18 protein-coding genes and 1 pseudogene are annotated in these 20,006 nt (G+C 43.2%); all 19 read right to left on the reverse strand.

Annotated elements, in window-relative coordinates; genetic code table 11:
- Positions 1–34 precede the first annotated feature (34 nt).
- The 19 genes and pseudogenes from OIN60_RS22760 to OIN60_RS18860 all read right to left on the reverse strand — a co-directional run bounded on the left by OIN60_RS22760 (position 35) and on the right by OIN60_RS18860 (position 19,892).
- The gene (locus OIN60_RS22760; protein WP_503122967.1) at positions 35–409 is read right to left on the reverse strand and encodes an NUDIX hydrolase; all 375 of its coding nucleotides are present in this window, start codon (positions 407–409) and stop codon (positions 35–37) included.
- Between the two features lie 6 nt (positions 410–415).
- Positions 416–949: pseudogene (locus tag OIN60_RS22765) on the reverse strand (NAD(P)-dependent oxidoreductase); the annotation flags it as partial.
- Positions 849–2,051, reverse strand: a complete 1,203-nt coding sequence (locus OIN60_RS18775) for a glycoside hydrolase family 5 protein (RefSeq protein WP_305756394.1) — start codon at positions 2,049–2,051, stop codon at positions 849–851. The gene OIN60_RS18775 and the pseudogene OIN60_RS22765, both read right to left, overlap by 101 nt.
- Positions 2,052–2,357: 306 nt before the next feature.
- Positions 2,358–3,143, reverse strand: a complete 786-nt coding sequence (locus OIN60_RS18780) for an ABC transporter ATP-binding protein (protein WP_305756395.1) — start codon at positions 3,141–3,143, stop codon at positions 2,358–2,360.
- Positions 3,140–4,147: a FecCD family ABC transporter permease gene (locus tag OIN60_RS18785; RefSeq protein ID WP_305756396.1), complete on the reverse strand. Its 1,008-nt coding sequence runs from the start codon at positions 4,145–4,147 to the stop codon at positions 3,140–3,142. Before OIN60_RS18785 ends, OIN60_RS18780 begins: the two co-directional genes overlap by 4 nt.
- A 17-nt stretch (positions 4,148–4,164) precedes the next feature.
- A complete protein-coding gene (locus OIN60_RS18790; RefSeq protein ID WP_305756397.1) occupies positions 4,165–5,145 on the reverse strand; it encodes an ABC transporter substrate-binding protein in 981 nt (326 codons plus the stop codon).
- A 66-nt stretch (positions 5,146–5,211) separates the two neighbouring features.
- Positions 5,212–7,710, reverse strand: a complete 2,499-nt coding sequence (locus tag OIN60_RS18795) for a heavy metal translocating P-type ATPase (RefSeq protein WP_370872547.1) — start codon at positions 7,708–7,710, stop codon at positions 5,212–5,214.
- Positions 7,711–7,875: 165 nt separating this feature from the next.
- Complete coding sequence (locus OIN60_RS18800) at positions 7,876–8,943, reverse strand: ABC transporter substrate-binding protein (RefSeq protein ID WP_305756399.1); 1,068 nt, start codon at positions 8,941–8,943, stop codon at positions 7,876–7,878.
- A gap of 552 nt (positions 8,944–9,495) precedes the next feature.
- Positions 9,496–10,599, reverse strand: coding sequence for a Gfo/Idh/MocA family protein (locus tag OIN60_RS18805; RefSeq protein WP_305756400.1), 1,104 nt, complete (start codon positions 10,597–10,599; stop codon positions 9,496–9,498).
- Between the two features lie 83 nt (positions 10,600–10,682).
- Entirely contained in the window at positions 10,683–11,108 is a 426-nt protein-coding gene (locus OIN60_RS18810; protein WP_305756401.1) for a MarR family winged helix-turn-helix transcriptional regulator, read from the reverse strand.
- A 183-nt stretch (positions 11,109–11,291) separates the two neighbouring features.
- Positions 11,292–11,660, reverse strand: coding sequence for a VOC family protein (locus OIN60_RS18815; RefSeq protein WP_305756402.1), 369 nt, complete (start codon positions 11,658–11,660; stop codon positions 11,292–11,294).
- A 180-nt stretch (positions 11,661–11,840) separates the two neighbouring features.
- Entirely contained in the window at positions 11,841–12,791 is a 951-nt protein-coding gene (locus OIN60_RS18820; RefSeq protein ID WP_305756403.1) for a helix-turn-helix transcriptional regulator, read from the reverse strand.
- A gap of 136 nt (positions 12,792–12,927) precedes the next feature.
- Entirely contained in the window at positions 12,928–14,163 is a 1,236-nt protein-coding gene (locus OIN60_RS18825; RefSeq protein WP_305756404.1) for an MFS transporter, read from the reverse strand.
- A 156-nt stretch (positions 14,164–14,319) separates the two neighbouring features.
- Positions 14,320–14,793: a MarR family transcriptional regulator gene (locus tag OIN60_RS18830; RefSeq protein ID WP_305756405.1), complete on the reverse strand. Its 474-nt coding sequence runs from the start codon at positions 14,791–14,793 to the stop codon at positions 14,320–14,322.
- Positions 14,794–15,016: 223 nt separating this feature from the next.
- Complete coding sequence (locus OIN60_RS18835; protein WP_305756406.1) at positions 15,017–15,421, reverse strand: hypothetical protein; 405 nt, start codon at positions 15,419–15,421, stop codon at positions 15,017–15,019.
- A 489-nt stretch (positions 15,422–15,910) separates the two neighbouring features.
- Positions 15,911–16,693, reverse strand: coding sequence for an SDR family NAD(P)-dependent oxidoreductase (locus OIN60_RS18845; RefSeq protein WP_305756407.1), 783 nt, complete (start codon positions 16,691–16,693; stop codon positions 15,911–15,913).
- Between the two features lie 46 nt (positions 16,694–16,739).
- A complete protein-coding gene (locus OIN60_RS18850; protein WP_305756408.1) occupies positions 16,740–17,738 on the reverse strand; it encodes an NADP-dependent oxidoreductase in 999 nt (332 codons plus the stop codon).
- 275 nt (positions 17,739–18,013) lie between these two features.
- Positions 18,014–19,093 (reverse strand): alkene reductase, encoded by a 1,080-nt coding sequence (locus tag OIN60_RS18855; protein ID WP_305756409.1) that lies wholly within the window; start codon positions 19,091–19,093, stop codon positions 18,014–18,016.
- A gap of 46 nt (positions 19,094–19,139) precedes the next feature.
- Complete coding sequence (locus OIN60_RS18860; protein ID WP_305756410.1) at positions 19,140–19,892, reverse strand: SDR family NAD(P)-dependent oxidoreductase; 753 nt, start codon at positions 19,890–19,892, stop codon at positions 19,140–19,142.
- Between the last annotated feature and the right edge of the window lie 114 nt (positions 19,893–20,006).

A 20,006-nucleotide genomic window follows, 5' to 3' on the forward strand; every position in this document is an offset into this window, starting at 1 on the left:
CCGTGAGGGTTATTCTGACGACCAATAAACTTTATTAAGTGTTGTGGTTAATAGTTCCTCTAAGTATATATGGTGCGGTTGACTTACTAGTTATTAATCCCATTAACTCACTCGGTATATGTATGTATTTTTCTGCTCTGCGAGCTTCTATCCACGTAACTTCCTCAATTTCTTCTGGAAATGAGATATTGATCTCTCCTCCCACTATATTTCCTCTAAAGGTAAAGAAAATCGTATGATGGCTCCTATCTTCAAAAAACGCTTCACTAACACTAAAAATACCATTTAGCTCCACCTCTAAACCCGTTTCCTCTTTCACCTCACGTATAGCGGCTTCTTCAAGTGTTTCTCCTTGTTCTTCTGCTGCACGGGTTGACTTACGCCTAGATTCACTGGATTGATATCGCAGAACATTCGGGAAGGATCTGCTTTGCAGGATACCGGCAGTTCCTACAGTGATAATTCGTTGTATACCTTCGTTATGCATTGCTTCGATGATTAACGGCATACTTTCGGATAGCGTTGTTGTTCCATCGGTGTTCAGCGCACTAATTACGACATCAACTCCGTGGATTGCACGCACAATATCCCCTTGATTTAGCACATCACCTTGAATAACCGTTAAGTTTCTATCATGGGCCCGGATTTTCTCCGGATGACGAACCAGTGCAGTCACATGATGTCTGTCCTTAAGAGCGTGTGCAGCGATATGACTCCCGACTCGTCCAGTTGCACCCAAAATTAAAATATGCATAAAAACAACCTCCTGATCTTCGCAGATAGATGAAACGGCATGTCCCTCTCTTTTACAGGAACACGCCGTTTGCCCGGTTAGGCGCAATGTTTGCTTATTGCATACCTTGCATGATGGCATTAATGATGCCTTGCTGGGTAACAGTATAGTTTGAACGGTTAAACAAAGCGAAACCATGCTGACCGTTATGTCCATTGTCCCAATAAACGGGAACCATTTTGTATTTCTTCGCGGCTGCTGTCACAGCTTTGGCATAGGCTTGACGATATACATGATTGCTTGAATCATACGCCGTTTTATCGATGGAGCCGAATTCACCTATTACAACAGGATAGCCTTGAGTTACAAACTTATCGTGCATGGATTTGAATTGCGAATCCAGATAATCCTCTTGTCCCCAAGTAGACTTTTTGGAAGGATTCGTTGCTGTTGCTCCCCACTGTGTAATCGTACCGGATTCTTCACCTGCAAAATCCCAAGGAGAGTAATAGTGTGCCGAGATCATGATTCTCTTTTGCGAGCTAGGAATTGCTGAGGATCTGAACTGATCTGTCGGAAGAACGAAGCCATAATTACCTGCAGTATAATCAATATTGGTATTCCAGCCCGGAATGAGCAACCATCTGGCATTGTTATTACCACCGGTCTTCCGGACAGTATCCACGAAGATTTGATTATAGGCGTTCAGATTAGCGTAATATGTCTGATTGGGATTGCCGTAGTTGCCATCAAACACTTCGTTCATGGATTCGAAAATAAGACGCTCATTATAGTTGCTGAACTTGGTAGCAATCTGCTGCCAAACCCGCTGATACTTTTCCTTAATGGCAGCTTGATTGCCTCCATTCACCAGCAACCATCCACCCGGCATGGAATTGTACCCATCGCCATGGATGTTAATGACGACATACAAGCCTTCATTGTAAGCATAGTCAACCACGGTTTGGATTCGATTCAACCATGCGTCGTTAATCGTATAATTGGGAGCGCTTCCAATATGATTGAAATAGGAAACAGGAATCCGAATCGTCTTGAAGCCCGCAGCCTTCACTTTTTTGATCAGCTCCGGGGTAACGACAGGGTTGCCCCAAGCTGTCTCATTCGGTATGCCGTTTACCGTTGCTTCAAGCTGATTCCCCAAATTCCATCCTGCACCCATCTCCGACACCATTTGCGAAGCCTGCAATGACCTGAAATCAGCTGCTAATGCGCGGGTACTCCATCCGGTAAAGACTACAGAAGCCAGCAATACAAGTGCTAAGCTGCAAACGCCATATTTCTTCATTTTGGTGAGCATAACCCAACCTCCGCTTATCATATTTTTTTCAACAAGCAGTGAAGTTACTCTCTTTATACAGATTGAATGATTCGAGAATCCGCTCCTCCCTTCCTTATCAATCAAACAAACAAAATCATCGCCTATCATCAACAGAATAACACATTTATGGAAAATAGAGAACCATATTTTGCATTTTATTGACTGTTTATTACAAAATACTCCATATCATGATGGCTCATTCAACCATTTTACGAATTTTTCATTTTCCTCTATATCCTTCATCAATAAAACAACCTCTGAAAAAAATCAGAGGTTGTTTTGTATTCATTCTTTAAGAAGATGAAAATTGTAGACAGAGATCGATTCATTTTCAGAAGATACATTTATTTCAGCATCAACTTTAAAAACATCGCGTAACATTTTCTGTGTAATGACATTTTGAGGAGTGCCACAGTCATAAAGTCGTCCAGATTGAAGCACAATTATTTGATCTGAAATCATTGCTGCTTGATTAATATCATGCAGGACTAGGATGATTGTGATGCCCTGTTCGATATTTAACTGTTTAATCAGTTCAATAATCTCAAGTTGGTGGTGGATGTCTAGATAGGACGTGGGTTCATCTAGTAACAAAATAGCAGGTTGCTGAGCTAGTGCCATTGCGATCCATGCCCTCTGGCGCTCCCCTCCAGACAAACTATCAACTGTTCTCTCTGTTAAATCCACTAAATGAGTAAGTGTGATGGCATGATCTACAATTGCCTGATCTTCTTGATTTAATCGTTCAAATTTCCTTTTATGTGGGAAACGGCCATATTCAATTAATTGTCTAACAGTAACCTCGGGATTACTCTCATGGACTTGCATTAAAAAAGCGAGCTCTCTAGCAAAAGCTTTCCTGCTCCATTTATTGATTTCACTATTCTTAAATAAAATTTCTCCATCGGTAGTCTGAATCTGCTTTCCAAGCGCTTTTAAAAGTGTGCTTTTACCGCAGCCATTTGGTCCAAGAATACTGTGGATCTTCCCTGCTTCAAACTGAAGAGTTAAAGCTGAAATGACCTCATTATCATGATATCCAATATGAACATTCTTTGCCTCAAGTGTCATATCGTTCTCTTCTTTCGTAACAAATATAAGAAAAATGGAGCACCTATAACACCCATAATAATACCAACGGGCAGCTCAATTGGTGCAAAGGCAACACGGCCAATGGTGTCAGATAAACACAGAACTGTCACTCCCAGCAACGCTGAAGCCGGCAACAATATTCTATAATCATTTCCCACGATAAGCCTGGCAGCATGAGGGACAATTAACCCAACAAAACCAAGAAGACCAACAATACTTATTGCACTGGCAGCAAGCAACGCGCTTATAGCAATAAACCATAAACGATAACCCTCCGTGTTAAGTCCAAGCGATTTCGATTCAGCATCGCCCAGTAATAGCACGTTCATTCGTTGAGCGCTTAGTAAAGCTAGTGTTACCCCAATAAGGCTATAAGGAACGATGATCTCTACATGCCCCCAACTTTTTGCGGACAGGTTTCCAACCATAAAGGAAACCGCCCCTTGTATACGATCGCTATAAAACGTATACAGGGCCGATACTCCGGAGTTTAAAAAAGCGGAGGCAGCAACTCCAGCAAGGATTATCCTCATAGGAGAAACGCCCTTGTCCCAGGCTAGCAAATAAATAAGCAAGGCTGAAGCCAACGCTCCAAGAAATGCAATAGGAATCAACAAATGTGAAAAAGCAGGGAAGACCAGCAACATGGTTGTTCCAAACAAACCTGCACCGGAGGAAACACCGATAATATGGGGATCAGCCATAGGGTTACGCATAACCCCTTGCAACAATGCACCCGAAAGAGCTAAATTTATTCCCACAAACACGGCTACAAGTGTACGCGGCAATCTAATATTCCAAATGATTGTGTAATATTCAGAATCTGTGCCTCCAAATAAAATACTTAAAATCGACCGAACGTCCACGGAAACCGCTCCAAAACCTAAACTAATCATAACACTGAGTATAGCCAGGATTAAAAAAAGTCCAATAATGAAGAGCTTCCAGCTTATCTTTTTTCTAAACCCTTTATTCTCATTCATAAAGATTGCTCCAATAGTTAATTTGATTGACTTGAATAGACTAAATCTGCCATGTATTTATATGAATCGACTACATCAACACCAGGAGCCATTACAAATTTATCTTTTGGAAGAAAGTAAATATGGTCATTTGAAACAGCTGAAAGTGAGTTCCAGGCAGGATTCGATTTATAATTGCTTTCGACCATCTGTTCAGCTTCCTCATTCGTTGTATGAGAAAGAATAAACAGATAATCAGGGTCAATCTTAACCATCTCTTCCATACTAAACGGGATATACCCTGCCATAATTTCTCCATCTAACGATTCTGTTACATTACGAAGCTTTAACTGATTGGCGATATCTACCGCTATTGTAGAACTCTGCTCAACAAATACAGCATCGCCCATAACCGTCACTATGGCATAAGTAGGCATCTCTTTCTCTTCTGGAATCTGATCAATCACTTGATTGATTTCTGAGTCCATCTCTTTTATAAGGTTTTCAGCTTTTTTCTCATTACCTGTAATTTTCCCCATTAACAGTGTGTTTTGTCTCATGTCTTCAATAGATTGAGTGTTAAGATTTGCGAAAGGAATATTAGCCTCTTTAAAAATTTTCCTTAAATCACCATGTGTGAAACGCTGGCCAATCACTAAATCAGGCTTTAATTCTAACACCTTTTCAATGTTAACCTCGTGCATAAATCCTACTTTCGGCACATCAATCGCTTCTTCAGGTGGATCAATGGTAAAAGCATTCGTTATACCGACAGCCTTACCCCCAACTTGATAAAATGAGTGAAGAACTTGATCGTTTAAGACAACAATATTTTGAGGTTTGTCTTGAAGTATAACGAGCTGCCCGTCAAAGTCTTTAAAAGAGAGATAAGATTCAACTGATTGATCAGCATCAAGACCCTCTCTTTTTCCCTCTTGCTGCTGTGAAGTATTTTGACAACCACTGACAATTACCATTATTATCAAAATAATGATTACAGGTTTAAAGCGATGCTTCATCTTTTTAATCCCCTTTTAGAAAGCTTTTCTTAAAATATTCTCCTTCAATATCCTTCAATATCACAGTCAAAGCTTCATTTTTTGAAGACGTAAGGAATTAAGCACGACTGAAACGGAACTAAACGCCATCGCTGCACCGGCCAGCCAAGGAGCCAGAAGGCCAATGGCAGCAATGGGAATACCCACCACATTATACGCGAGTGCCCAAAAGAGATTTTGCTTGATATTCCTCATCGTTCGTTTGCTTAACTCCATGGCGTCAGCAATACTGTTCAGGTCTCCCCGCATGAGTGCAACATCTGCTGTCTCTAGGGCAACGTCGGTGCCTGTTCCAATGGCCATGCCAATATCAGACACAGCCAGAGCGGGTGCATCATTGATCCCATCCCCTACCATGGCTACCTTAAGTCCCAGTTGCTGTAGTTTCTTCACTTCCGCCGCTTTCTCCTCCGGAAGAATGCCAGCGATGACTTTGGAGATTCCGACCTGGCTGGCAACAGCACGAGCAGTGCGCTCGTTGTCACCAGTCATTAATACCACATCGATTCCCATCGCTTGAAGCCGGCTAACGGCATGGGCAGATGTGTCCTTCACGGTATCCGCGACAGCGACCATTCCAGCCCACTCATCATCCACCGCCACAAGCATCACGGTTTTGCCTTGGCTTTCCAGCTCAGACATTTGGGCCAATGCTTCTGCAGGAACCTGCACCTTAGCATCGGCAAGCAGACGGCGTGTTCCAACGAGAATATCTTGACTGTAGCCACGTGCTCGTACACCATATCCCGGAATATTTTCGAACTGTTCCGGATTGAACATGATTTTAATACCTCTTTCTTTGATCCCCTCCATAATGGCTTGGGCAAGTGGATGCTCAGAGCTCGACTCAGCAATTCCAACCCGTTTCAACAATTCGCCAGTTGACCAATTTGAAGCAGTCCTAACATCGGTCATGATTGGTTTTCCGTTAGTTACTGTGCCCGTTTTATCAAGAATAACTGTCTGAATGTGCTGCGTAGTCTCCAGGTGCTCCCCACCTTTGAACAGGATGCCATACTCGGCGGCACGCCCCGAACCAGCCATGATGGATGTAGGTGTAGCTAAGCCAAGCGCGCATGGACAGGCAATGACCAGAACAGCGATCGCTTTCTCTATAGCCTCACTAAAGCCGCCCGTGCTCCCGAAGAGCAACGAAAATACAAAGGTAACAACAGCAAGGCTAATCACTACAGGAACGAAAATCCCTGAAATCGAATCAGCAACACGCTGGATTGGAGCTTTCGTTCCCTGTGCCTGTTCCACGATACGGATGATCCGGGACAGCGCACTGTCAGCACCCACTTGAGTCGCGCGTATAAGGAGACGACCATTTTTGTTCAGAGTAGCGCCAGTTACACGATCCCCAACCGTTTTGTCCACCGGTAGACTTTCTCCAGTTAACATGGATTCGTCCACGGAGGAGCCTCCCTCCTCCACGATCCCATCCACAGGAATTTTCTCGCCGGGCTTCACAATGACGAGATCATTGACGAGCACATATTCAGGAAGAAGCTCTATCTCCTCGTCGTTTCGGACCACCCGGGCACTTCGTGGAACCATTTGCATTAGACTTTTAATGGACTGCGTTGATCTTCCCTTAGCCAGAGCCTCCAACCATTTACCGAACAATATTAGCGTAATCAACACTGCGCTAGTTTCGAAGTACATATTGACAGGGCCTTGAGCAGTCGTGTTTACAACGTCCACTACTTGGGCACCTCCACCATGGTTATGACCGGACATGCCGCCGGTGCTGGTTAGAGATGTTAAATATAAACTATACAAATAAGCCGTGCTCGTCCCAAGTGCGACAAGCACATCCATATTGGCACTTCGGTTTTTCAAGGCTTTATACGCACCTTCATAGAATTGGGCTCCCAAGTATAGTTGTATGGGCGTGGCCAGCAGCAATTGGAACAGCGGATTCATGAACAAGTCAGGTACCCAAATCCATGACGTGAACGAGAAATGCGAGACCATGGCCCATAATAAGGGGAAAGCAAGCACTGCTGACAAGATCCACTTCCATTTTTTTCTTTGAAGCTCCTGTTCCCTCATGGACAGGGATTCTTCCTCTGTAGCTTTAATGTGTGCACCAAATCCCAATTGCTTAATTATGAAGATGAGGTCGGAACCCTTCAGTGTTCCTGATACGAATTCAACATGACCTGACTCCAGAGCCAAGTTTACGTTTGCACGTGTTACACCCGGGAGCCGACTTAGGCCTTTTTCGATGCGTGCTGAACATGCTGCGCATGTCATACCTGTAATGTTTAAATCGACGGCCGTCGTAGAAGTTCCAAAGCCCAAGGTCTCTATTTTATTCCGAAGAGCCTGAATATCGATGGTGGCTGAATCGTACACTACCGTTGCTTCTTCTGTGGCAAGATTTACATTCGCTTGATGCACACCATTCAAGCGAGATAGCCCTTTTTCGATTCGGTTGGAGCATGCGGCACAGGTCATTCCTGTAATCTGTAGCGTTGCTTGCAAATGCTTGCTTCCGTTTGCATTCGTAGTTTGCAATGACGGAGTTTTTCTGGAAATGTTGTCCATAGGCTTTGCGTTCTCCTTATCTAAACTTCAACTTCGTATAGAGATCATACGCTATTCTTCTATATACTTTGATGATTCATCAGCATGATGGATGGCATAACGCCAATGACTCCGATTCTTGGATAGGAGCTTATGTTATTGGGTAGCTGCAGAAAATGGGAACACTAATTGCTTCATGTATTCTACCGATTCCCATATTTTCAGACCGGGACTGGTGACGAACATGGAAGGTGGCAAAATCTCCAGATGACCAGATTTGACGGCTTGCAGCGATTTCCAGGAGGGGTTGCTCTCTAACTGGGATTGGATCATGCGCTGGCCTTCTTCATCTGATCCGTGAACGACGATGAAAATGTGCTCCGGGTTTAGTTCCACCAGCTTCTCCATGCTGAAAGGCACCGAGCTTGGCGTTTTACCTGAAAGAAGATCTTCCGCAATATTGTTCATTTGAAGCAAGCTGCTAATATCGAGCGCAATGCTCGACGATTTTTGCAACGACACGCTATTGGCCATCAGGGTAATGATCGCATAAGACGGCTTGTTCGCTGGTAAATCTGCCGTTAGTTCATTTAGCTTAGCGTCCATGTTGCCGATAGCCGTCTGTACTTGCTCCTCATTACCGATGATTTGACCGAACAGCTTGGCATTGTTCCGGATATCTTCGATTGATTTGACTGTCAGAATGGCAAACGGAATACCGGAATCCGCAAATGTACTTTTTAAATCTTTGTGGAAAAGCGGCTGTCCTATCACCAAATCTGGTTTCAACTGTAGAATTTCCTCCATGTTTACGCTGCTGATGACGCCTACTTGCTTCACATTCGCTGCTTGCTCCGGAATCTCAACGCCTGCCGATGTGGCTATGCCGGCTGCTTGTCCGCCCGCTTGATAGAACAGTTCTGTCAATTCATTATTGAGGATGATAATCCGTTCGGGCTTGTTTTCCAGCGTTACTGTGTCTCCATTTAGATCTTGAAAGGTGAGGTAGGGCTCAGCAGTCGGCTCCGAGATCGGAGTGCCCTCTGCCTGCTGCGTACTGCCTGAGGCTTGTCCAGGTATTGCCGGCTCCAGTTCCTTTTCCTTAACCGGGGATGTATTATCCGACGAAACGTTCACCCCCGAAGTACCTGTGTTTGTACAGGCTGTAAGTAGCAGAACCAGACAGGTGATCAGAATCCATTTCCAATAGTGTACCTTCGTCAAGCTTAAATCCCTCCAACTGTTTCCTTGATTGCTGAGACTCGTCTTCAACTGTGATCTCTATCATGGTAATGCAATCGGCTTGCAATCTTAATAGCTCTTGCGAGCTATACTATGTATATAAATGTGACAAATCCGCGTCTAGCGACCCGCATCAACTTCTCGGCCTCCACTGAAGTTTCGCAAGGTGTACAATAATTTTGCCTACTCCTCTCAGCTGAGCGATTACATTGGACACTTCATTCCTGAATTTCATAAATCAAACGGATTGAAAACGGTCCATTAGTTTCAAGCATGGGTCTAGGTTGTATGGGAATGTCAGGAGGAACTTACGGTGTGGAATCTAATTATGTCTGGAATTATGCAGCAAAAGATAATAAGCCGTTCTCCTTACAAACTGTAAGGGAGAGCGGCTTATTACTGTACAAATTATTATAACGAGAAACGAACAACAATAAGTGTTTCTTTCCTGGTGTTTATCACTGGAATGTATTTTTAAAATCCTAAATCAAGATTCTAAGGCTTTACTACCTCACATTCAAATTTAAATCCTAGTTATAAATACTGACGTTCACCGGTTTGTGCTGCTTTTTCCACGGTATCAAGGAACTGATGAAGCTTTACCGCGTCTGCAAAGCTTGGAGTAAAGGATGTTCCTTTTTCGATATCTTGAGCGAATTTGCTGTAGGTCTGAGCAACATTCAGAACAAAACCTGAGTCATTTTTTAGGGAATCTGGTACCCGGTAATAGGAATCGGGAATTGTTAGCACACTAAGCTCTTTGTCAGTAGGTCCTGCACCGCGTAGTTGGTGTGACCCGAATTGAATGGATGCAGGCGCGCTCAGCACGATCGTGCCCTTGTCTCCAAAAATTTCAAGCGTGAGTCCTGTCTGATGTTTGACTCCCCCTTGGATATGAACGCTGGCTGCTGCACCGTTTGTTAATTTCCCTGTAATCAATATTTGATCATCCGTCGTCTTCTCAATGACTTGTTGGATATCCACCAATTCGACTTCAGGGAATTGCTGCGCTGTAACGGCTGAAAGTTCTGTAAAGTCCCCGAGCATGTAAGTGAATGCATCCAGATTATGTCCGCCTACAATCGTGAGCAGGTTGCCTCCGATCTTGCGATCAAATAAATACGCAGTAGCTTTGTCAGCGACGCCACCCATTCCATCAATCGAAATCTTCAAATTGGCCGAAAGGACTTTTCCAACATAGCCTTCTGCCAATAAATCCTTAACATAATTGATAGCTGGAGCCTGTCTGGCCTGTAAACCGATTGCGTTTGGCAATTGGCGGGACGCTGCCCATTCCTGCATTTCGAGCGCTTCAGCGGTATTTGATCCCAGTGGCCACTCGCAGTAAATCGGTTTTCCAGCAGGGGCAATTGCTTTGACTGCCTTATAGTGATCTTTAACGTTTATGCTGACAACTACCATATCCACATCGGGATGTTGAGCCAATTGCTCCATGTTATCGAAGCCATGCTTTGCCCGGAAAGCCTCAGCACTCTTCTTTGCGCTCTGCACATTGCTTGTTCCAACTGCCGTGAGCTCAAATTCATGCAGATGCTCAATGGCTGGAATATGAGTACCTCTTGCCCATCCGTTGTTAATTGACCCACCAATAATTCCTGTGCGAATTTTTTTACTCATGTAAAACAGCTCCCTATTTTGAATGATATATAACTTTGGTATCCACTATTTAGCTTGCTAAATATTTGCGAAAGACGGAGAACTCAGGATAAGTTATTCTCCATCTTTTTCATTATTTGTCTTAGTATCAAACGTTCTTCCATTGAAATGGAATGTAGCAGTTTTTTCTGTTGCGCTCTCCATTTCATTTCAACCGGGGTCTCTAATTCTTTGCCTTTGTCTGTAAGATAAATTCGCATTACTCTTGCATCTTGTTCGTCACGTTTGCGGTATATAAAACCATTTTGCTCTAGTGATTTAACCATATTCGTTACTGTAGGAGGTTCGCATTTTAAATGTTCACATAGTTGCATTTGCGTTATCCCGTCGCCTAACCACAAACGATACAATAAATTATCTTGGCCAACATAAAGGTTAAGTTCTCTTAGAGATTCGCTGTAATCTCGTCGCATTTGGGAGGAGATTCGATCTAACGACTGACGAATATCGCAATCCACTTGATCTGTCATGAATTAATCATCCCTCGAATGTTATTTAGCGGGCTAAATATATCATGAGGAATAAGATATGTCAAATTAATTTGACATGAAAAAACTCCCCTCACAGTAACAGAGTTTATTATTTCACCTGTCTACCGTATGGGGAGATATTACTTTCAGGAACACGGTCTTAATGTTGTAATAATTTGCGTATTAGGCTTTACTGTGAAGGGTAACTAGGTAACCGTCTGGGTCGGCAAATGTAAAGGTTCGCCCGAATGGTCCATCTATTGGTGCGGATGTAATCTTTACGCCTGCTGCAATAAGCTTGTCGTGGATTTCTTGCGTATCAGGGGCATGAAGCCACAGAGCGACACCAAGTCCAGGCTGAGTACCTGAACCGAGCTCTGTTCCTGGTATTAGGTCACGAAGAGCAAATGCAATAGGCTTTGTTTCAAAGACCACAGCATGAGGTGGTCCCGCCTGTGAGCGGACCAGTCCGAGATAGTTTTGATAGAATTCCGCAGAGCCTTCAAGATTGCTCACTTGAAGTGAAATGAAGTCGGGTCCAATTACTGACATAATAATGTTCTCCTTTGTATATGGGGTTGTTTATGTTATTAGTATAAGCCGTAATACAGATTTGGATACCTCTCTTGGATGACCATAACGCACTATTCGTTTCATTATAAAGTCATGTAAATAACCTCACTTTCATTGGGTATGTCTTGATTATACAAGCCCCCTATTGCCAACAGTATGTCAGTAGCGTTCTTTCATTTTTTCGATTTCTTCTCTTACTCGGTTTTTGAAGGATTCAGGTTCAGTGACTACCACATCTGCCCCCCATCCAAGAATCCAGGACAGCAGTTCTTCCGGTTGACGGACACGAAAAGTGACATGGTAACCGTCCTCTTTAGACTCGGCAGTCTCCATATAATAGTTGTTGGCTTCTTCAACTTTATCGGCGATTTCTGGATTAAAAAGTGCACAGACCCGTATGCTACGGGTATCCTTCGGCCGATAGGACTGAAGGTTGAAGTTATCGGGAGTCTGAAACGTATCATCAGTCACGGTAAGGTCACTGATTCGGGAGACTCGAAAATGGCGAATATCCTCCCGTAGGTCACAGAAAGCAACTAACAGCCAGCCATTCTGCTCATCATGTGCCAATCCGAATGGCGATACAGTTCGCACATTTACCCGGCTCCCATCAGATCCAGCAACCCGCTTGTGATATGTGAAACGAAGTTTCTTGCCCTCCAGCATGGCTTCACGAATGCTTCCCAAGTTTGCTTTCTCCCGCATCATTATGACCATTTCATCTTTTTGAAGCAGATGGATGCTCCCTTGTATTCGGTTTGTCTCCTCACGGATGGGTCGAGAAAGAATTGCTTCTATTTTTCTGCGGGAAGAACGAGCACTTTTGCGAAAAGTTGGATCAAAACGTTTTTCTATGAATTCAGCGCCAAGAAGAAGTGATACTGCCTCTTCTACTGTAAAACTAATTGGTGGAAGAAAATAGCCTTCCATCAAAGAGTATCCTAATCCTGTCTCACCAATTATGGGAACACCTGCTTCACTCAAAGCCTGCATATCACGATAGATCGTTCTTACACTAACCCCTAAGACCTCTGCTAATTCATCAGCTGTCAGCAATTTGCTTCGCTGTAATTCCATCACAATCGATAAAAGACGCTCTGTTTTATTCAATTGAAGCCGCACTCCCTTGTTGGAATTCAACCATATCTTTGGCTTTCTAATACCTAGATTATACAAAAACACTACTGACAACTGAATGTCAGTAGTTGCATGGATGAGTTAGAAGATAAAATTAAGTTTCTTGTTTTTACTGATTTACATGTGTACCCTTATACAAAACGGGTATTGCCGCTGCTATCAGGATCATACCCATAAAAGCGGGCGCGGCATGACCAAATGATACATAGATTTGACCTCCAAGGATAGGCCCAATCATTCTTGCTAAAGCTTGAATAGATTGGCTGCCTCCTTGAATCCTTCCTTGTTCACTAGAATCGACAGATTTGGAGAGCATCCCATTGAATGCAGGCCCAAAGATCGAATCACCAAAACCAAATATAAACATTCCAGCGATAATAAGAGGATAGAATGAGAACAAAGCAGATGATGCAATAAGACTGTAGCCTATAATCTCCGAAACCATTCCAAGAATGGCTATCTGTTGATCGCTAAGTTTTCTCAACAACCTTGGCATGATGAGACCTTGTGAAATGATGTCCTGGACGCCTATGATGGAGAACATCAATCCGATTAGTGTAGGCTTCCAACTGAAAGTGTCCATTGTAAATTGTGAAAAAACGGCTTGTAAAGATCCGTTAGGTATCCAGAGTAAGAACGCTGAGATGAGCAGCCTGTTTAAGCTTTTCATGGAAAGTAAGTTTGCAAGCTGTATGAAGGGATTCAGTCTTACGAAGGTAATCTCTTTCAGTCTATTCTTCTTGTCAAGGCTCTCAGGCATACAAAAGAATCCATAACCAACATTCAGTAAAGTTATAATTGCTCCAAAATACAGGGGTGCAGCATAATCAATTCTGGCAAGTAATCCGCCTACAGTTGGGCCAATGACGGTGCCTACACCTACAACCGCACCCACCCATCCAAAGTATTTGGTTCTCTGTTCTGGAGGAATGATGTCCGCAAAATAGGCGAAGATTGTGCTTATGCTCCCGCCTGTTATACCCTCTATGATGCGCCCGGCAAATAGTACCCATAGAGCTCCTCCTATACCAAAAACGAAGTACCCGATCGCGGAACCCAAAAGGCATACTAAAAGCAATGGACGACGGCCATATTTGTCGCTCAAAGCTCCAAGTACGGGGGCCGTAAAAAATACGCAGACTGCATAAACAGAGGTCAGCAGCGTAACAACTGTAGCTTGATCTTCCGGATTGCTTATATAAGGCTGCACTAAGAATGGGACAACAGGTGTTATGATACTAAAGCCTATTCCGCAAAGAAACACAGAGATAAGACCGAATATTAAAGCGTGTTTATCTACGGTTTGTTCTGTGTTCTGTTCATTGTGTGATCTAAATGTGAACACTTAAATTCTCTCCTCAAAAGTCGTATTTTAGCTTCCTCGGAAGCAAAAACATCGTATCATTATTTTGCTTCCTTGGCAACAAAATAATAGCGATAAAAAGGCAGCCTGTGCTCAATAGAGCCCGGCTGCCTGTGATTTGATTTTCATTATTCGAATTTATTCTGACTTGATATCTATACCCTGTTTCTTTATTTCTGCATCCAAATGCCTGCTATACTTTTCCATGAAGCTAAGCATACTGTCAAATTGTTCCTCGGTTATCTGCTCAAATACGGCTTTATCCCGCTCTTGAAACTCTTTGTGCAGTTCTTCATGGATTTGATAAATGACTTTCCCTTGCTCAGTAAGCCTAAAATAGATTTCTTTCTTGTTATCCGGCTTCTGGTAGCTTTCGATCATGCCTTTTTTCATGAGCTTCTTAGTTACTTTACTTATGGCACCGCTAGTCATATAAAGGGACTCCGCAAGTTTAGTCACGTTGGAATCTATATTTTTTTCAATGTATTCGATGCAATGTACTTCAGAAGACTTATAACCCCTAAGACGGTCTTCCATCTTAAACTTATTAAGCCAACTCATCTTGTTGAATAAATCTCTGAAACCCATTCTGACCTGTTCTTCTTTGTTCATAGCCTCTCCTCCCATCCGTTAGTGCATTAATTTTGGTTTTGTAAGTTCAAAACTATGTTGCACCATTTCGAAAACATCATCATCTTTCATGTCGCGGTCTAAAATAACAGTATTCCAGTGCGTTTTTGAGCAGATTTCACTGCCATATAATACTATATTGCCTGAAGAAATCAAAGCAAAAAGACACCCCTTAGGTGTCTACTGAAGTGTACAATCTTTTATCCTATTGGCGGGATTCCAATTGGTCAATACGTTCTAAAGCATCATCCAGGTCGTGATCGTATAATCGCATGTGACCTTTTATATTGCGGAGATCACTTTTCGTTTCTCTGCGAAATATGTGTAGCTCATCGGATACGGCATGCAGCTTTTCAATTTGCGCCTCTATCTTGCCATGTAGTTGATGTACATCCATAACCATCGCTTCCAGCTTTGCATCAGTTTCTTCTTGCCGGTCACGAATCGCAAGGCTGATTTGATAAAGTTCTGTTTGTCTTCCTTCCAGAGCTTGTTGTCCCTTTTCCAGAACCTTTTGCCCTTCCTCCAGAGTCTTTTGTCCCTTTCCCAGAGCTTTTTGCCCTTCCTCCAGAGCTTCGAGCTTCTGAAGGATCAAGTCGAGTTTATCCATCTATCCCGTCTCCCTACCACGTTCTCATTTCATTTAGTATATCACAGCTAAATCGTTCGGTGGAGAAATTTCATCACTGCATTTTCAGGTTTATGCCCTAAATAAAAAGACAATAAAAATCCGATGAAATCGATTCACCGGGTCTGTTCCAACTGTTCCAAGGTGCTATTCCAATTTCGTTCCGATCGTGATTTGTCCTAATGCCCTGTTCGCATAACGAAGCAGAGTAACCGATAAATCTTCGACCTCCGCATTGTCATGCGCGACATGACTTCCTGCATTCAGAAAATCTACCGCGATCGGCGCATACATATACGGAGGCAAACAGATGGAGACGAGATCGATCCCCTCCTGGGACCGCTCTTTGTAATCGCTAGTTACTGGCGCGTCCCATCCGGACGCGGATTCGCTTGCTTCTTAAACGTGAAAACTTTTAACTGTCCAGAGATTAGCATGAACATCATTTTGCCTAACCCTCTTCAAATTAGATTAATGTCCCGCTCTGCCCTGTGAGGATCTAATCATGCGCGTCATCATCTTACGAGGCAATAATCGTGGTAGAAACGCGATGAACCGGTTTCGAGCACCGGGCATAATCAACGTCTTGCCACGCAAGAATCCACGATACCCCTCTTCAGCCACATCCCCGGCATCCATGATAGCGCCTTTTACCAACTTCGAGGCCCCCATACCTGAACGATCAACAAAACCGGTTGATGTCAGACCTGGGCATAATGCCGTTACCGTAACGCCTGTTCCACTGACTTCATTCTCCAGAGCCTCGGTAAACGAGAGTACATAGGCCTTCGTAGCGTAATAAACCGACATCAGTGGTCCAGGGAAAAATCCTACCAGCGAAGCTACATTCATGATTCCGCCTTGGCCACGTTTGATCATATCCGGAAGGAACAGCTTCGTCATCACGGTCAGTGCTGTAATATTCACGTCAATCATGTTTATTTCTTGCTCCATGTCCGTTTCCATGAATGTTCCAAACAGACCGAAGCCAGCATTGTTAACGAGATAGTCCACATGGATTCCCTTCGCCTGTAACTCCATGTAAATTTCCTCAGGCACCCCCGGCTTAGCAACATCCTTAGCGATCACCGTGGTTTGAATACCATATTTATTCTGATACTCCTGCGCAAGCTTCAAAATCTTATCCTCGCTGCGAGCAACAAGCACCATGTGATGTCCATCCTTGGCAAAACGATCAGCCAACTCTTTACCAATCCCGCCGGATACCCCAGTGATCAGAACTGTTTTCTTCATTTTTAGTCCACACCTTTTATTAAGTTTATAGAATTTGATAGACGTTTTAGAACGTCACAATTACTTTGCCCTGGGAGTGACCGGTCGATACTTTCTTTAAAGCCTGGTTAATGTCATCGAAATGATATGTTGAATCTATAGAGGGTTTGATATTCTGTTGTACGACAAGATTAGTGATTTTCTGTAACTGACCTCCATTAGCTTGCACAAACAAAAAATGATATTCATTCTGATTTTTCCGTGCCAAAGTGTCCATACGAGAACCTGCTAACCCAAACAACAGCTTTTTCCACAATGGAAAACCATGCTCAACCGCAAAACGATAATTCGGTGCAGCTTTTAGTGATACTAATTTCCCATGAGGTTTCAGTATGCTTAGTTCTGCTTTGATTTCCTTTGCTCCCAAGGTATCGATCACATAATCAATACCTGACAACACATCCGCATAGTTTTCCTCTTTATAATTGATAAATTGGTCAGCGCCAATCGACATTGTACGTGATCTGCCTCGTTCACTACCGCTCGTGATAACATACAGCCCCATCGATTTCGCAATTGGAATCGCCATAGCACCAAAGCCACCCGTTCCTCCCGGTATAAAAAGTTTTTGATTAGGCTGAACATGGAGCACGTCATGGAGTGCTTGATAAGCAGTCAAGGCTGTGAGAGGTACTGCTGCGGCTTCGTCAAAGGATAACGTCTCAGGCATCAGGGCTACAGCTTCTTCATCAACGGCCACATATTCGGCAAAAGCTCCAATTTGATTCATCGGCAATCTCGTATAAATGCGGTCACCCACCTGGAATTTCACAACGTCTTTTCCTACGGCCTCAATCACACCGGACAGTTCATTGCCCATAGTTAATGGGAATTCATAATTGGAAATCATTCGAATACTTCCATTGATAATCAGGATGTCAAGTGGATTTACACCTGCTGCCTTTACTTTAACAAGGACCTCATGGCTCTTTATTTCAGGTACCTTAACCTCATTCAAATCCAATTGAATTTCTTTTGAATATTTGTGTAGTTGAGCAGCTCTCATGTCCTATCTCCCTTTACATTGTTCTGAATAAACTTCCATACATATGAATACAGCTTCGTCTGTAGGCGGATCGAAATAAAATTCACTGCTTGGCAGATAAAAACAGTATTGAAATTAGACCGAACGCTTATTCCGGCAAATGATTATCAGTACAGAATTTATACATCAAGCACTGATTTCTAGGTTTCCCCAAAATGGAAAAACGGATGAATATGGCGTACAGTATTCTGTTTCGCTTGTACGCCATTTTTCATTCCGTAAACTATAAATAGTGATTAACGGTCCAGAGATTCCAATTCTTCCAGCGTAGGATAATCCGTATATCCCTTGCTGCCCAGTCCAAAGAATGTTGTAGGATCTGCTTCATTCAATGGAGCGCCTTTTTTTAGCCGTTCAACCAAATCAGGATTGGCCAATGACCATACACCGACAGGTACCACATCTGCAAGGCCGTCATCAATATCTATGCTAAGATCTTCCAAAGCACGTCCGGCCCGATTCACTAACAATGGATTTGTCCAGATTGAACGAATGTCCTGAAGTAGCTGTTCGTTTCCAAGATGCATGACATGAAGATAAGCCAAATCGAGAGCAGCTAATTCTTTTACGAGGTAGAGATACAACTCAGGACCTTGTTCACCATCTTGAATCCCGCCAAGGGGTGTACCCGGCGAGATACGGAAGCCTGTTCGCTCAGCTCCAATCTCGTCGACAATCGCCTTCGTCACTTCAATTGCGAAACGAGCACGATTTTCTATGGATCCTCCATATTCATCCGTGCGTGTATTGGAATTTTCTCCGATAAACTGGTTAATAAGATACCCGTTTGCGCCATGAATCTCAACGCCATCAGCACCGGCTTGAATAGCGGAAGCTGCTGCTTTTCTGAAGTCCGCAATGGTCGCTTGTATATCTTCTTGGCTTAATTCACGCGGAACCGGTATGTCCTGCATGCCTTTGGCGGTAAACATCTCCACACCCGGAGCAATTGCAGATGGTGCAACAGGTTGACGATGATGTGGTGTATTGTCAGGATGTGACATACGACCTGCATGCATCAATTGAATATAGATGATTCCACCAGCTTCATGTACTGCATCCGTTACCTGTTTCCAGCCTTCAATATGTTGCTCCGTATAGATCCCAGGTGACCATAAGTATCCCTGTCCATCATCCGAAGGCTGCGCACCTTCGGTAATAAGAAGGCCCATTGATGCTCTTTGAGCATAGTAAAGGGATGCCAGTTCTCCGGGTGTACCATCTTCTTGCGCTCTGCTACGTGTCATAGGTGCCATCGCCAAACGATGCGGTAATTCCTGGTTACCTATTTTTATCTTGCTCCATAATTTTTCCACTTGGACACTCCTCTTTTAATGAAGATACACAGCTCTATAAATTTTTTTAGAATTCTGAAAGTACTGGATAAATAGGGCCTCTGACATTGAAATTATAGTTCTGGTCTACAATCCCTACCACTTCGTTGCTGTCATATAGCTCTACCATGAATCCCGCCATTTCCTTGGCCGTGTGGTACTTACGCATGTTTGCTTTGTAATCAAAATCCTCAGCATCGATTGACTTTTTCGCAAATTCCGTTTCCGTGATGGCCGGCGCTAGAACTTTTGCCTTCATTTTCGCACCCTTCAGTTCAAGCTCTTTGGCCAGCCCTTCAGTGAAGGCACTAACATAATATTTAGATGCAGAGTAGGCAACACTGCCAATAGCAATGATGTATCCAAGTGCAGAAGAGACGTTAATCAACTGGGTTCCTTCCACATCAGCATAATCTCGTACGTATAATGCAGAAAGAATCGTTAAGGATTCGATGTTAACACGTAACATGTCCTCAACTTTCTCCAAGTTCTGTTCGGCTACAAATGAACCTTCACCCAGTCCTGCATTATTAATCCATGTCTCGATGTCATATTCCTTTAAGTGGTTATAAAGTGTATGTGCATGATCTGCGATAGATAGGTCACTTGTACGAATAATGATATCTAGATCAGGATGATTATTGTGAATCGCTGATTTCAGCTCTTCTAATTTGTCCAGTCTTCTAGCTACCAAAATCAAGTTTTTGCCGCGTGCAGCAAATGCCAAAGCTGTTTCATATCCGATTCCTGAACTTGCTCCTGTGATAACGGTATACTTCATTGTATTCTCTCCTTAGTGGTTGCAAGATGGGTGTAGATGTGTGTTACAAATAATTAAAGAACGACCGTTCACTTAACGGTAAAAAAATAGTTAGATCTAACTTGAGTTCAGTAT

Source organism: Paenibacillus zeirhizosphaerae, from assembly GCF_030705605.1.
GTDB classification, from domain to species: Bacteria; Bacillota; Bacilli; order Paenibacillales; family Paenibacillaceae; genus Paenibacillus; species Paenibacillus zeirhizosphaerae.

Coding starts and splice junctions, on each gene's coding strand:
- OIN60_RS18775 (WP_305756394.1), bottom strand. CDS start 2,051: ATGCTCACCAAAATGAAGAAATATGGCGTTTGCAGCTTAGCACTTGTA.
- OIN60_RS18780 (WP_305756395.1), bottom strand. CDS start 3,143: ATGACACTTGAGGCAAAGAATGTTCATATTGGATATCATGATAATGAG.
- OIN60_RS18785 (WP_305756396.1), bottom strand. CDS start 4,147: ATGAATGAGAATAAAGGGTTTAGAAAAAAGATAAGCTGGAAGCTCTTC.
- OIN60_RS18790 (WP_305756397.1), bottom strand. CDS start 5,145: ATGAAGCATCGCTTTAAACCTGTAATCATTATTTTGATAATAATGGTA.
- OIN60_RS18805 (WP_305756400.1), bottom strand. CDS start 10,599: ATGAGTAAAAAAATTCGCACAGGAATTATTGGTGGGTCAATTAACAAC.
- OIN60_RS18810 (WP_305756401.1), bottom strand. CDS start 11,108: ATGACAGATCAAGTGGATTGCGATATTCGTCAGTCGTTAGATCGAATC.
- OIN60_RS18815 (WP_305756402.1), bottom strand. CDS start 11,660: ATGTCAGTAATTGGACCCGACTTCATTTCACTTCAAGTGAGCAATCTT.
- OIN60_RS18830 (WP_305756405.1), bottom strand. CDS start 14,793: ATGAACAAAGAAGAACAGGTCAGAATGGGTTTCAGAGATTTATTCAAC.
- OIN60_RS18835 (WP_305756406.1), bottom strand. CDS start 15,421: ATGGATAAACTCGACTTGATCCTTCAGAAGCTCGAAGCTCTGGAGGAA.
- OIN60_RS18845 (WP_305756407.1), bottom strand. CDS start 16,693: ATGAAGAAAACAGTTCTGATCACTGGGGTATCCGGCGGGATTGGTAAA.
- OIN60_RS18850 (WP_305756408.1), bottom strand. CDS start 17,738: ATGAGAGCTGCTCAACTACACAAATATTCAAAAGAAATTCAATTGGAT.
- OIN60_RS18860 (WP_305756410.1), bottom strand. CDS start 19,892: ATGAAGTATACCGTTATCACAGGAGCAAGTTCAGGAATCGGATATGAA.